This window comes from uncultured Marinobacter sp., from assembly GCF_947259545.1.
Lineage (GTDB): Bacteria > Pseudomonadota > Gammaproteobacteria > Pseudomonadales > Oleiphilaceae > Marinobacter.
Window position 1 is genome coordinate 156,766 of the sequence record NZ_CAMYMK010000002.1, and the last position, 12,323, is coordinate 169,088.

Annotated in this window: 12 protein-coding genes; 5 read left to right on the plus strand and 7 right to left on the minus strand. The window is 58.5% G+C overall.

Going from position 1 to position 12,323, the window contains the following annotated elements; translation table 11 throughout:
• Positions 1-43: 43 nt before the first annotated feature.
• Positions 44-721, minus strand: a complete 678-nt coding sequence (locus Q0Y21_RS00905; protein ID WP_297792453.1) for a response regulator transcription factor — start codon at positions 719-721, stop codon at positions 44-46.
• Between the two features lie 286 nt (positions 722-1,007).
• Here Q0Y21_RS00905 and Q0Y21_RS00910 point away from each other — a divergent pair, with 286 nt between their 5' ends.
• From Q0Y21_RS00910 to Q0Y21_RS00920, 3 genes are read left to right on the plus strand one after another with little or no spacing between them, the layout of a single operon-like run.
• Complete coding sequence (locus tag Q0Y21_RS00910) at positions 1,008-2,015, plus strand: ABC transporter substrate-binding protein (protein WP_297790647.1); 1,008 nt, start codon at positions 1,008-1,010, stop codon at positions 2,013-2,015.
• On the plus strand, positions 2,012-2,803 hold the full coding sequence (locus Q0Y21_RS00915; protein WP_297790649.1) for an ABC transporter permease subunit: 792 nt from the start codon (positions 2,012-2,014) through the stop codon (positions 2,801-2,803). Before Q0Y21_RS00910 ends, Q0Y21_RS00915 begins: the two co-directional genes overlap by 4 nt.
• Positions 2,796-3,467: an ATP-binding cassette domain-containing protein gene (locus tag Q0Y21_RS00920; RefSeq protein ID WP_297790651.1), complete on the plus strand. Its 672-nt coding sequence runs from the start codon at positions 2,796-2,798 to the stop codon at positions 3,465-3,467. The genes Q0Y21_RS00915 and Q0Y21_RS00920 overlap by 8 nt, the downstream gene beginning before the upstream one ends.
• A 208-nt stretch (positions 3,468-3,675) precedes the next feature.
• On the opposite strand, the gene Q0Y21_RS00925 is transcribed toward Q0Y21_RS00920, so the two are convergent.
• From Q0Y21_RS00925 to Q0Y21_RS00940, 4 genes are read right to left on the minus strand one after another with little or no spacing between them, the layout of a single operon-like run.
• Positions 3,676-4,479 carry an ABC transporter permease gene (locus tag Q0Y21_RS00925; RefSeq protein ID WP_297790653.1) on the minus strand — a complete coding sequence of 268 codons (804 nt, stop codon included), beginning with the start codon at positions 4,477-4,479 and terminating at the stop codon, positions 3,676-3,678.
• Between the two features lie 2 nt (positions 4,480-4,481).
• A complete protein-coding gene (locus tag Q0Y21_RS00930) occupies positions 4,482-5,204 on the minus strand; it encodes an ABC transporter ATP-binding protein (protein ID WP_297790655.1) in 723 nt (240 codons plus the stop codon).
• Entirely contained in the window at positions 5,201-6,175 is a 975-nt protein-coding gene (locus Q0Y21_RS00935; protein ID WP_297790657.1) for a YVTN family beta-propeller repeat protein, read from the minus strand. Before Q0Y21_RS00935 ends, Q0Y21_RS00930 begins: the two co-directional genes overlap by 4 nt.
• Before the next feature lie 43 nt (positions 6,176-6,218).
• On the minus strand, positions 6,219-7,391 hold the full coding sequence (locus tag Q0Y21_RS00940) for an ABC transporter substrate-binding protein (RefSeq protein ID WP_297790659.1): 1,173 nt from the start codon (positions 7,389-7,391) through the stop codon (positions 6,219-6,221).
• Positions 7,392-7,555: 164 nt separating this feature from the next.
• On the opposite strand from Q0Y21_RS00940, the gene Q0Y21_RS00945 reads away from it, so the two are divergent.
• Together Q0Y21_RS00945 and Q0Y21_RS00950 are read left to right on the plus strand one after the other, a co-directional pair.
• Entirely contained in the window at positions 7,556-8,788 is a 1,233-nt protein-coding gene (locus tag Q0Y21_RS00945; RefSeq protein WP_297790661.1) for a HAMP domain-containing protein, read from the plus strand.
• Entirely contained in the window at positions 8,785-9,441 is a 657-nt protein-coding gene (locus tag Q0Y21_RS00950; protein WP_297790663.1) for a response regulator transcription factor, read from the plus strand. Before Q0Y21_RS00945 ends, Q0Y21_RS00950 begins: the two co-directional genes overlap by 4 nt.
• 12 nt (positions 9,442-9,453) lie before the next feature.
• On the opposite strand, the gene Q0Y21_RS00955 is transcribed toward Q0Y21_RS00950, so the two are convergent.
• Entirely contained in the window at positions 9,454-10,107 is a 654-nt protein-coding gene (locus Q0Y21_RS00955) for a pentapeptide repeat-containing protein (protein ID WP_297790665.1), read from the minus strand.
• Positions 10,108-10,173: 66 nt separating this feature from the next.
• Positions 10,174-12,027 (minus strand): methanol/ethanol family PQQ-dependent dehydrogenase, encoded by a 1,854-nt coding sequence (locus Q0Y21_RS00960; protein WP_366517644.1) that lies wholly within the window; start codon positions 12,025-12,027, stop codon positions 10,174-10,176.
• Positions 12,028-12,323 lie beyond the last annotated feature (296 nt).

Here is a 12,323-nt window from a genome sequence, read left to right on the forward strand (position 1 = left end):
TAGCCAAAGGCGTAATCCGACAAGCAGGATTGGGTCAGGCGAGTTACCGCTTCAGATACTGACTGAAATCCACATCACTGGCGGAGAGAATCGCCTGAACCCGGTTGTGCACGCCCAGCTTGCGAAGAATCGCGGACACATGGGCCTTCACTGTGGTCTCGGCTATGTTCAGGTTGTAGGCAATCTGCTTGTTGGATTCGCCCTTGGACATGCGCTCAAGGACCAGCAGTTGGCGACGTGTCAGTGAGTTCAGCAACTCTGGAGAAATCGGGTTGTCCTCATGGCGACTGCGGCGGCTGCTGCTTTCTTTACCGGTTCTGATGATGTCCGAAGGCAGGTAGACATTGCCGTTGAGGATCTGCTGGATCGCTTCGGTCATCTGGGCCCGCGGCGAGGACTTGGTAATGAATCCGCAGGCGCCATAGGTAATCGCCTGCAACACAACCTGTTTGTCTTCTTCCGCAGAGACAATCACCACCGGAATGGTCGGCGCCTCATTGCGCAGCGTAATCAGGCCATTCAGGCCGTGCATGCCGGGCATGTTCAGATCCAGCAGTATCAGGTCCAGGTCGTCATTCTCCCTGGTGATATCCAGCGCGCTGTCCAGATCATCGGTTTCGATGATCTCGCTGCCCTCAAAACCGGAAGCGATGACACTGCTGATGGCTTCCCGGAAAAGCGGGTGGTCGTCGGCGATCAGTATCTTGTAAGCCGGCTCCATGTTCGGTTCTGCCTGTTTGTTGTCATTTTCGGGGAGTGCTTCCGAACCATGATAGCGTTTTTCGGAAGAGAGTGCGGCATCGAGCTCGTTAAGCATAGCGGCCTCCTGTGCAGAGAATCTCCGGAATCGGAGCGCATCCTCTGGTTATTATTGTGATGATTTCATTACACGCTATCTGCGCCTCAGGTTGAATGCGACCATCGCACCAAAAAACAGGCACCAAAGTACTATTCTTGCCCGGCTTTGGGCTTCGTATCGTGGAGACATGAGCCAACAGCCTGTAACAATGCGACATTTCAAGCCATCCGTAGCCAGCAGCCGTACCCATGGGCTGGTAGCGTTGATGCTGCTGGTCCTGGTGGTCGTGCTGGCATTAGAGGCAGAGGTTCGGGCCGATGCGCCAGAGGGGCACCCGAAGCTGTCGATCAGCGTATTGCAGTTTGGCACCGCCCACTGGGAGCTTGACCACCTTCTTCATCAGGGGCTGGACCGGAAGCATGGCTACCGGCTGGAGTTGATACCTGTGGCCAATCTGCCGGCCTCCCGCCTCGCCGTCACCAGCGGTTCGGTGAATGGCGCGGTTGCGGATCTGCTATGGGCACAATCCCGATACCAGTCGGGCACATCCTACCTGTACCTGCCGTTTTCCAGCCAGATTGGTGACATTGTGGTGGCCGGCAGTTCGTCCATCCAATCGGTGGCGGATCTCACCGGCAAGCGAATTGGCGTAGCCGGTGGTCCGGATAGCAAGGGCTGGATACTGCTGCAGAAAGTCGCCGACCAGCAGGGACTAAACCTGTCAGATTCCGCAGATGTTCAGTTCGCGGCGCCACCATTGCTCAACCAGGCCCTCAAGCGGGGGCAGGTGGATGTGATTGTCACCTATTGGCATTTTGCTGCGCGTCTCAAGGGTGAGGGCGGTTGGCGCTCGGCGTTCCGTATGGCCGACCTGCTGGGTGCCCTGAATCTGGATACCAACCTTCCTGTTCTGGGCTATGTCTTTCCGGCAAGTTGGGCGCGGGAGCATCAATCCCTGCTCCGGCGCTTTGCCGGCTCCCTGCGCGAGGCGAAAGCTGAACTGGCGGATGATCCCGGCTACTGGGAACGACTGCGGCCACTGATGGGTAATCCGGGGGAGGGTATTTTCGGGGCGCTTCGCGATGGATTTGTTGCCGGTACACCGGCACCGTTAACCGATCAGCGAACAGCCGACCTGCAGCGTTTGCTGGTGCTCACCGGAGCGGCTGAAGATAACCTGATGCCAGTCTCACTCTTCTACTGGAGTGAGCCATGACTAACCCCGGAAGTTCTGCCGCAATAGGGCGTCCCCCCTTCTGGAGTTATTGGGTGGTGCTTCCGGCCTTCGTGCTCATCTGGGCGCTGATCGCCTGGTGGATGCAGTCACCGCTGTTGCCAACACCACTTCAAGTGCTGGATACACTGATACGAGAGTCTGCGTCCGGAGATCTCTGGCATCACCTGGGCGCCACCTTCGGTCGTGTAGCAGTGGCCTTTGTGCTGGCCATGTCACTGGGTACGGTCATCGGTGTCGGTATGGGGCGTTCCGCCACCACCAACGCTCTGTTCGACCCATTGCTGGTGCTGCTGCTCAACCTGCCGGCGCTGGTCACTATCATTTTGATGTACGTCTGGTTCGGACTGGTGGAAGTGGCGGCCGTCATGGCCGTTGTCATCAACAAAGTGCCCAACGTCGCCGTCACCGTGCGCGAGGGTGCCCGCAGCCTGGATTACCGATTGGAAGAAATGGCCACAGTCTACGAATTCAGCCACTGGCAGCGGTTTCGCGACGTCTGGGTACCACAACTGTTTCCCTACCTGATGGCCGCCACCCGCGGCGGCCTGGCGCTGATCTGGAAAATCGTCCTGGTGGTGGAACTGCTGGGCCGCTCCAGCGGCGTCGGCTTCCAGCTCCATCTGGCCTTCCAGGTCTTTGACGTTGCCACCATCCTGGCCTACAGCCTCGCGTTCATTGCCGTGGTCCAACTGATTGAGCTGACCATCCTGCAGCCCCTGGAGCGCCGCTCCAGCCGCTGGCGTCAGCCGGAGGCCGCCGATGCTTGAACTGCGGATTGCCGGCCGCGACTTTGGTCAGCCTGTGCTGGGGGAAATATTCGCCACCGTGGAGAAGGGCGACCGTATCTGCCTACTTGGGCCCTCCGGCATCGGCAAAACCACTCTGCTGAACACCATCGCCGGTCTGGACAAAACAATTCCACAAGAAGCCGTCATCGGCCGTGACGAACTTCGGGTCGGCTACCTGTTTCAGGAACATCGTCTGCTGCCTTGGCGAACTCTGAGCGCCAATCTCCAGCTGGCGGGCGCAACTCCGCAGGAAGCAGAAGACCACCTCGCCAGTGTGGGTCTGAAAGGGTATGGCCACTACCTGCCGGACCAGCTCTCCCTGGGCATGGCCCGGCGAGTTGCACTTGCCCGTTGCCTGGCGGTTAAGCCGGACCTGCTGTTGTTGGATGAGCCGTTTGCGTCGCTGGATCCGGTTATGGCTGGTGAATTGAAAACACTGATTGCCGGCATTATGGATGCCAATCCGGGCATGGCGATGATTTGTGTGACCCATGATGGTGGTGACGCCGAGATACTGGCAAATCGACTGTGGTATCTGGATGGCAAGCCGGCGCGGTTGCAGTGGGATGACAGGGTGGGGGAGCCCGGTTTGATTGATGGGTTGTTGGGAAAGCTTCGAAGACTTGACCTGGCGGACTCCTAGTCTTCATTGATAGGCGCTTGCTTGTTTGTTTGTCGGATTACGCTTCGCTAATCCGACCTACGAAGCTATAAGGCTAGCTCGGAGTGTGGGTGGGCTGTGGGGACAGGTTTCCAAAACTGTGCGGAGCCAGGGATGGCGGAGCCCAAGCCGAACAGGACGTCTTGAGGCGTGTTTTGGAAACCTGTCCCCCACAGCCCAAATACTCCAATCAGGCAGGCTTGGTCCCAAGTATCTTGGTCCGCTGAGGCCTGAACCCGGCGGTGGCAAGTAAAGCAAACACGATGGTCACGCCCGCAGTAATGCCAAAGGCCATAGGATTCCATTCCAGGTGCAGCGAAAACCGGATGGCCTCTACGGCGTGGGTAAACGGGTTGAACTGGCAGATCCAGTAGAGCCAGGGGCTGGCTTCGTTCATGCGCCACAGGGGGTAAAGCGCTGACGACATGAAGAACATTGGGAAGATGACAAAGTTCATCACCCCGGCAAAGTTCTCCAGCTGTTTGATCCAGGTGGCAATCAGCAGGCCGAGAGCGCCGAGCATCAGGCTGGCCAGGATCAGGGCGGGAAGTACCGCCAGGTAGCCCCACAATGGCGGCTCTACATCCACCAGCAACGCCAGCAGCAGGAACACGTACACCTGCCCCACCGACACCACCCCCATAGCCAGCAGTTTGGTAACCAGCAGGAAAGGCCGCGGCAGGGGGCTCATCAGCAGCACTCGCATACTCCCCAGCTCCCGGTCGTACACCATGGACAGCGCGCCCTGCATACTGTTGAACAGAATGATCATCCCGCACAGCCCGGGGGCAATGTATGTTTCGTAGGTAATGTAGGTCTGGTACGGCGGAATAATGGAAATCCCCAGCACCGCCCGGAAACCGGCAGCAAACACCACCAGCCACAGCAACGGCCGCACCAGGGCACTGGCAAAGCGAGTGCGTTGTTGCCAGAACCGCAGCCATTCACGGGTCTGGATGCCGACGAAACAATGCCAGTAATGCGCAGCTCTCATGGTTATCCGGCTCCGGTCAGGGTGTGGAAGGTTTCCGCCAGGTCGCGGGTGCCTTCGGCCTCGCAAATGGCCTGGCCGGAACCGTCGGCCAGTAGCTGCCCCTGATGCAGGATCAGCACCCGGTCTTCCTGACGTACTTCCTCAATCAGGTGCGTGGCCCAAAGAACCGTCAGACCCGCCTCGTCACACAGCGTGCGGACGTGGTCGTTCAGTGCCTTGCGGCTGGCCACATCCAGGCCCACCGTCGGTTCATCAAGCAGTAGAAGCGAAGGCTCATGGAGCAGGGCGCGGGCAATTTCCACCCGTCGACGGTGGCCGCCGTTGAGTTTCCGTACCGGCTCGTTCGCCCGTTCCAGCAAATCGAAACGCGCCAGTTCCCGATCACCCCGTGCGCGGGCTTCCTTGCGGGAAAGACCATGGAGCGCGGCGTGGTAGAGCAGGTTCTGGCGCACGGTCAGGTCCAGATCCAGAGCGTTCTGCTGGAACACCACGCCAATCTGGCGCATGGCCTCGGACGGTTGTTTTTTCAAGGATTGCCCGGCCAGCAGGAGCTCGCCCTGCTGCAGCGCCAGCAGCCGGGTTAACAAGCCGAACAATGTTGATTTGCCGGCACCGTTGGGGCCCAGCAGAGCATGAAAACGGCCAGAGGTAAGCGCAAAGCTGACCTCTTTGAGCACTGGCTTGTCGCCGTAGCGAAAGCTGATGTTTTTGGCTTCAATGGTCATGAAGTCGGATCAATGACCACGCCCCAGGGGTAGCGGCCTACCTTGATGGATTTGATCACCTTCAGGTCCTCCACGTCGATGACCGACACATCGCCGGACACACCGTTAGTGGTATAGAGGTGTTTTTCGTCCTTGTCGAGATCCAGCTGCCAGACCCGGCTGCCCACCAGCAGATATTCCAGCACCTCGTAAGTCTGTGCATCCACCACGGCAACGTGGTTGGAGGGGCCGAGGGCCACGAAGGCATACTTGCCGTCGGACGTCAGTTCGATGCCGACAGGCTGGACACGATCCTGGTTAACGCCGGGTACCTTGAAAGACATTTCATGGATCTGTTCCAGGTTGTCCACGTCGATAATGTGCACCGTGCCGCCGATTTCGGCCGAGGCCCAGGCAATCTTGCTGTCCTTGCTGAACTCCACATGACGCGGGCGCTGACCCACGACGATGTTCTTTTCAATCTCAAACGTATCGGTGTTGATCCAGTGCAGCATGCTGGTGGTTTCACTGGTGTTCACCGCCCATTTGCCATCAGGGCTGACAGCCATACCTTCCGGCTCGATACCCACATCGATCTGGGCCAGTACGTCCTTGGTGTCCACGTCCACCACCGTGACGATAGCGTCGTCCTCGTTGGCGATGTACAGATGCTTGTTGTTCGGATGCAGGGAAAACTGTTCAGGATCCTCGCCGGAGGGCAGGGTGTCGACGATCTTGCGAGTCGCCAGATCCAGTACCTGTACGGTGTCGTCGTCACTGGCGCAGATATACAGCTTGGTGTGGTCCTTGGAAAGCAGGATGCCCCGTGGCCGCTGGCCTACATCAATGGTTTCGACCACGGCCCGGGTTTCGGTATCGATGATTGAAATGGTGTCATCCTTTTCGTTGGACACATAGGCCAGACTCGCGAGTGCCGGTGTCGACAGGCCGATCATGGCGGCCAGGGCGGTGTGCTTGAACAGAGATGTCATGGTGTAACTCCTTCTTGTTTTCGAGGGACTGACGCCAAAGCAGTCAGCCGTTAATCCGACATTCGCTCTCCGGCTTGTCGAAGCCGAGCGTGTCCATTTCAGTATTGGGGTGCAAAAAGCCTTCAAACGGTGCGCGTGCTACCAGTCCCCGTGGATGCACCAGGGGAATCGGCTGTCGCAACTGGCCGTTCCAGTCACGGAAAGTAAGTTTGCGGCCTTTGAACGCTGCCAGCTGGAATTTTTCACTGAACAGGAAGTCGCGGATCTCGCCGGGGTTTGCCGTGCCAAGGTCGGTTACCGCCGTGCCGATGGAGCGAATCGCGGCCCAGGCGGTATAGTCCTCACTGTTCATGTCGCGGTCGGCGAGGTCGCGAAAGCGATTCTGCAACTGCGCCGCGCCCCAGCTTTCCACTACCCGGTGCCAGGTCGCCGGCGACATGCCCTGGGTGCCGACGACGGGACGTGGCAACCAGGTGTTGAATGGTACGTACTCACCGAAATCGCCTCGCACATCGGCCACCACCACGGCATCGTAATCACTGGCCTGGGTAAACAGTGGCAACTCCTTCGAGGCGGTGCGCCGCAGGTCGGCATCAAAAGTCCAGGGTTTGTCCTCGACAATTTCCAGGCCGAAGCGTTTGGCGGAGCGACGGAAGGCATCGGCCCAGCCTTTGTCAGCCTCGGTGGGACCGGTAATCAGGAATACCTCATTCCAGCGCCGCTGGTTCAGCCACTGACCGAGAGCATCGGTCAGCATGGCGTAGCTGGGCATGGTGTGTAGCAGGTTGGAGTGGCACTGTCCGGTACGCAGGGCGTTGTCCTTGGCACCGGCGTTGAAAACCAGGGTGTTGTCACCGGCCTTATCCATGAGGGTTTTCAGGGTCTGTGCGGGAGCGTTCACGACGAACAGCTCCATGCCGTTCTGGTGCATAGCCTCGAAAGCGGCAACAGCAGCTTCTTCGGAATCCACAACTTTGCTTTGCAGCGAATAGGTCTGCCCCAGAAACTTGCCGGTGGTGCTGTTATCGGCGATGGCCAGTTCAGCGCCCCGCAGGCCGGCATCTTCCGGCTCCGGAATCACGTTGGAAAGAACCGGCCCCTGATCCGGGACCCACTGCAGATAGCCAATCTGCACATCCAGAGATTCGGCCTGCAGGGGGGCTGCGCCAACCACGGTGATCAGTATTGCAGCAGCTGATCTGGATAAAAGAGACATGGGATTCTCCGGTTTGTTGTTGTGCTTCCAGCTTAGAGAAGGGAAAAAGTCCCGGAAATATTCAGAAAGTAGGAAAGTGGCGGTACTAAAGAACTATTCCTGTAAAAGCTGGCCGCTTTAGCATGGGTAGGGAGAGGGTCCTGGAACTGAAGCGGACAACAATAATGACTGTATACCGGAAGATTTCCCTGTTGATGCTGGCGGTTTTTATCGTCATCTATCTGTTCGGTGGGCTGCTCTATGGCCAGCAGGCCAGGCACGACGTCCAGCGTGAACTGGATGGTGTGGCAGGTCTGGCGCAAAGTCTGGGTGTCCCGGCAAGCCTGCCGGCATCGCTGGTTGAGAGTGCGCGCCACCTCCGCCCTGCCAGTGAGCCTGGTGCGGGATACGGTGCCCGGGTTCCTGACTGGTTCTCGGACATAATTGCGGGGCAATCGGTGCGCCCGGTTATCAATGGCTGGCAGATTGATCCGTCGGATGAAGTCGAGGAGATATGGGAAGGTTTTCTGCTGATTTCGGGCTCTTACGCGATCGGGATGGCCCTGTGCTTCCTCGCGCTGTTTGTCATGGTCCGGCGGGGCATGCGTACGCTCTCCAGGCTTTCCGCGGCCATGGAAGCAGTCTCTGAAGGCCAGCTTACGTCCCGGTTGCCGCGACAGAGGGAGCAGGAACTGGATTCGCTGGTGTGCCGGTTCAACTCCATGGCCGGTGCTCTGGAATCGGAGCAGCGGACGGTCAGTCGCCTGGTGAATGAATTGCTGCAGTTACAGGACCGGGAGCGGGAACACATTGCCCGGGTTCTGCACGATGACCTCGGTCAGTACCTCACCGGCATCCGGGCCCAGTCCCGCAGCCTGCTCTACGACCCGAAGCTGAGTGAGCGGCAAAAACAGCAGGCCCGGGACCTGGCCGAACACTGCGAGACCATCCAGAAACATTTCCGCCACCTGCTACAGGATCTGCACCCGCTGGTTATGGAACAGCTGGGCCTGGGCAGTGCGATCCGGCACCTGAGCGAGCAATGGCAGCAACTCAGTGGCCTGGACTGCCGCCTGGCCATGGATGAGCGCCTGCCAGAGTTTACCGGTGAGCAGCAAACCCATCTGTACCGCTTCCTTCAGGAAGCACTGAATAATATTTCTCGCCATGCCAATGCTTCCTGCGCCACTTTGGCGGTCGCACGCAATGACAATGAGCTGAGTATTGAAGTGCGTGATGATGGCGTCGGTAATGACCAGTTGCTTGATAACGCTGGCCTCGGGGTGCGCTCAATGCGCGAGCGGGCCCGCTGTCTCGGTGGCGAGGTGGAGTTTTTGAGCCGTACGGGAGAGGGAACCCGCATCCGGCTCGCCGTGCCCCTTGCCCGGCTTTATCCAACACCCGGAGGTGCACTGTGAAACTGATGATTGTGGATGATCACCAAGTGGTCCGGCAGGGGATCGCCAATCTCCTGCGCTCAATGCTTCCGGCAGTGGCCATCACCGAAATCGACAATGGCCAGGACGCGGTGGTCCGGTACGGGGAATTGCGACCGGATGTGGTGTTGCTGGATATGGGCTTGCCCGATATTTCCGGTCTGGAGGTGGCGCGGCGACTTCGACAGCGCTGGCGTGGCGCTGCAATTCTGTTTTTTACCATGCACGACGAACTACCCATGGTGCGCCAGGCCCTGGATGTTGGCGGCCTCGGCTTTGTATCCAAAAGCTGCGCACCCGACGAACTGGCGGAAGCGGTAAAGCGGGTGGCATCCGGGCAGCCCTATATCGAACATCCCATTGCAACCCGGCTGGCGATGAATCAGGAGCGGCCGGTAGATTTCCGGTTGAAGGAAATGACCCAGCGGGAAATGGAAGTGCTGCTGATGTATGCCCGCGGCGAGAGTGTTCCGGGTATTGCCGAGCGATTGTGCGTGAGTAGCAAGACGGTTTCCAACCACCTGGCGGGCCTGAAAAGTAAACTCCAGGTCTCCTCGTCCGTTGAGCTGATTCACCTGGCAGTGGATGCGGGCTTGATTCGCTATGGTCAGCTTGAGGAAGCAAGGCGGGTCTGAGCCCGCCCTGGATCACCAGTCAAAGGGGCAGGCGGTGCAGCCCTCCATGTAGGTTCCCTCGAAGGTGGCGTAATGAATGCGCGTGCCGGTGAGGTCCGCGTTGGCAAGGTTGGCGAGCCCCAGTTTGGCTTCCTGCAGATTGGCACCCTTCAGATTGGCGCCCTCCAGGTTGGCCTTCGGCAGCCAGGAGATCTCGAAGCTGCTATAGGGCATGTTGGCGTTTACCAGGGTCGCCCCGGAGAACCGGGAGAAATCGAAGTTGGCTCCAGTAAGATCTGCCCCGCTGAAATCCGCTCCCTGCGCAAACAGATATTCCCCCTGCATTCCCTGCAGCCTCGCATTTCTGAGCGTTGCGCCCCGCATGCTGGCGCGGTAAACCTGAATCCGGTAACCGGTGACAGCGTCTAGGTTCGCGCCGTCGAGGTTGGCACCTCTCAGGTTGGTGTGGCTGAGGTTGGCGCCGGACAGGTTGGCGCCCCGGAAGTTGGCGGAACGGAGATCCATATTGGACAGATCGGCGCCCTGAAGGTCTGTGCCTGCACAGCTTGTGTCCCGTTCCAGTTTGCAGCCGTTGATAACCGGTGCCTGATCCAGGTCTGCCATGTAATCGCCAGCCAGTGCCGGTGTGATGAATAACAACAGTGATGCGGTAACGACAGGTTTCATGGTTGTACTCCCCAATCGGAGAAAAAAGGGGCCTGGCGAAGTGCCAGGCCCAGGCCGGAGGGACAGTTAGCGGGAAGCCTGTGCCCAGGAAGGCATCTTGAAGACCCAGAATGAGCCGCCTTGCGAGATGGGCTTGGTCAGCTCAGCCATGTCGCCGCCCCATAATGGCACCGCGCCACCATAGCCCGAGGCAACGCCGATGTACTGCTCGCCATCCATTTCCCAGGTGATCGGCGACGAGATGATTCCCGAGCCGGTCTGGAACTTCCAGAGCTCTTCACCGGTTTCCGCATCGAATGCCTTGAGGAAACCGTCACCGGTGCCGGTAAAGACCAGGCCACCCTTGGTGGTGAGAACGCCGGCCCACAGAGGCATATTCTCCTTGTGCTCCCATTCAACTTCACCAGTAACCGGGTTCATGGCCCGAAGAGTGCCCACGTGGTCGTCAAACATGCGCTTGATCCGGAAGCCCTGACCAAGGTAGGCGGCGCCTTTTTTGTAGGTAACCTCTTCGGTCCAGTAGTCCTCTTTCCAGTGGTTGGCGGGCACGTAAAAAAGACCGGTGTCCTGGCTGTAGGCCATCGGGTTCCAATTCTTGCCACCGAGGAAGGGGGGAGATACCTCAATGGATTCACCGCGAGTTTCACCTTCCGCAACGGGTGGCGGGCGTTGGCCTTCCACCTCGATCGGGCGGCCGTCCTCTCCAATGCCCTCGGCCCAGGTAATGTTATCGACGAACGGGAAGCCCTTTTTGAACTCGCCGTTTTCACGGTCAACGACGTAGAAGAAGCCGTTTCGGTCAGCGTGTGCCGTTGCCTTGACGGTTTCGCCATTTTCGTCGTATTCGAACAACACCAGCTCGTTGTTGCCAGAGAAATCCCAGGCGTCATTCGGGGTGTGCTGGTAGAACCACTTCACCTCACCGGTGGTCGGGTCTACGCCCACCTGGCCGGAGGTATAGAGGTTGTCATAATCCGCGGGATCCCCGCCGGGAGAGGTTCGTTTCCAGGTGTTCCAGGGTGCCGGATTGCCTGCACCAATGATGATGGTGTTGGTTTCGGTGTCAAAGCTGGCGCTTTGCCAGGGGGCGCCACCGCCATGACTCCAGGCTTCCACTTTGCCTGTTTCAGTGTTGGGATCATCCGGCCAGCTTGGAGCGCGGGGGTCGCCGGTTGGTGTGCTCTTTTCACCATTGAGGCGGCCGTAGTGACCTTCCAAAAATGGGCGCATCCAGATTTCTTCGCCGGTGTCCGGGTCGCGGGCAAACAGCTTGCCGACCACTCCGAATTCATCGCCAGAGGAACCATGAATCAAAAGTACCTTGCCCGTTTTCTGATCTTTTACCAGTACGGGCGCGCCAGTCATGGTATAGCCGGCTTCATGGTCGGCGAACTTTTCCCGCCAGGCAACCTTGCCGGTGTCCTTGTTCAGGGCAACGATGCCAGCGTCCAGAGTGCCGAAGAAAACCTTGTCGCCGAAGATGGCTGCTCCCCGGTTGACGACGTCACAGCAGGGGCGGATGCCCTCTGGAAGTCGATGGTTGTATTCCCAGATTTTCTCCCCGGTCTTGGCATCCAGCGCAAAGAGTCGGGAGTAAGAACCGGTTATGTAGATGACACCATCATGGACAAGTGCCTGTGACTCCTGCCCCCGTTGTTTTTCGTCGCCGAATGAGAACGACCAGGCAGGTACCAGACGCTCGACGTTGTCACGATTGATAGTCGTCATCGGGCTGTAGCGCTGAGCCTTCGGTCCAATGCCATAACCCAGTACGTCTGCCGTCGTTTCCGCATCATTGGCGATGTCCTGCCAGGTAACTTCTTTTGCGTGACCCAGGGCTGCCATGCCGGTAGTTGAGCCCAGCACCAGGGCGAGACCAATGCCTCTAAGTAATGGGTGTTTACGTGTGGTGTTAGTCATAAATTTCCCCTTGGTTTTTGTTGTGGCCAACGTCTTGCTCGTGGCGTCGACGCTCAGAGTATTAGCCTTGAGCCTCGACGGGAGCGACGGAAATAATCATCCGGGAACCGGGAAAATGCCGAAAAAAAAGGGGAAAAATTCCCGAGCATCAAGCTTGTGCCTGAGTAACGGGCAGTTTTTCGGTGTGGCTTGTCATTCTCGTGCTTTGGCCTTCGCTCTCACCATCTACTACCAAGGAACTAGGTCAAAACCCCCAAAGTGGCATTCGGATTCGAAGTCGGGATTCCTAGACTGGA

Bases quoted from the DNA above. Each gene is read 5' to 3' on its own strand.
- Q0Y21_RS00910 (WP_297790647.1), top strand. From the start codon at position 1,008: ATGCGACATTTCAAGCCATCCGTAGCCAGCAGCCGTACCCATGGGCTG.
- Q0Y21_RS00920 (WP_297790651.1), top strand. From the start codon at position 2,796: ATGCTTGAACTGCGGATTGCCGGCCGCGACTTTGGTCAGCCTGTGCTG.
- Q0Y21_RS00905 (WP_297792453.1), bottom strand. From the start codon at position 721: ATGGAGCCGGCTTACAAGATACTGATCGCCGACGACCACCCGCTTTTC.
- Q0Y21_RS00925 (WP_297790653.1), bottom strand. From the start codon at position 4,479: ATGAGAGCTGCGCATTACTGGCATTGTTTCGTCGGCATCCAGACCCGT.
- Q0Y21_RS00960 (WP_366517644.1), bottom strand. From the start codon at position 12,027: ATGACTAACACCACACGTAAACACCCATTACTTAGAGGCATTGGTCTC.
- Q0Y21_RS00940 (WP_297790659.1), bottom strand. From the start codon at position 7,391: ATGTCTCTTTTATCCAGATCAGCTGCTGCAATACTGATCACCGTGGTT.
- Q0Y21_RS00935 (WP_297790657.1), bottom strand. From the start codon at position 6,175: ATGACATCTCTGTTCAAGCACACCGCCCTGGCCGCCATGATCGGCCTG.
- Q0Y21_RS00930 (WP_297790655.1), bottom strand. From the start codon at position 5,204: ATGACCATTGAAGCCAAAAACATCAGCTTTCGCTACGGCGACAAGCCA.
- Q0Y21_RS00955 (WP_297790665.1), bottom strand. From the start codon at position 10,107: ATGAAACCTGTCGTTACCGCATCACTGTTGTTATTCATCACACCGGCA.
- Q0Y21_RS00915 (WP_297790649.1), top strand. From the start codon at position 2,012: ATGACTAACCCCGGAAGTTCTGCCGCAATAGGGCGTCCCCCCTTCTGG.
- Q0Y21_RS00945 (WP_297790661.1), top strand. From the start codon at position 7,556: ATGACTGTATACCGGAAGATTTCCCTGTTGATGCTGGCGGTTTTTATC.